The 370-nt window shown below is 46.5% G+C and carries 1 protein-coding gene; it reads right to left on the reverse strand.

The features are described 5' to 3' along the window. A partial coding sequence (locus QWI17_RS21645; RefSeq protein WP_302724617.1) for a proton-conducting transporter transmembrane domain-containing protein occupies positions 1-370 on the reverse strand: 370 nt, incomplete at both ends.

The following is a 370-nucleotide window of genomic DNA, read 5'->3' on the forward strand; positions in this document are numbered from 1 at the left end:
CCTACCACAATATAACTAAGCTGACTCACTGTAGAATAAGCTAGTCGTGCCTTCAGGTTATCCTTAGTCATGGCGATACAGGATGACAGCACTATTGTCGCCGCAGCGATATATAGCATGACATCGGTTGTCGCCAGATCCTTCAGACCTTCAATACCAAAGATATAGATAACGATTTTCAGAATACTGAATACGCCGGCTTTTACGACAGCAACGGCGTGCAATAAGGCACTCACCGGAGTAGGTGCAACCATCGCAGCGGGTAACCAGCGATGGAAAGGCATAATAGCCGCTTTACCAACACCGTAGCAGAACAATACCAGCAGGACACTGAGAACGACCTTATTATGTGAATCATCAAAAATGCCCC

This window comes from Gilvimarinus gilvus, assembly GCF_030518155.1.
Taxonomy (GTDB): domain Bacteria; phylum Pseudomonadota; class Gammaproteobacteria; order Pseudomonadales; family Cellvibrionaceae; genus Gilvimarinus; species Gilvimarinus gilvus.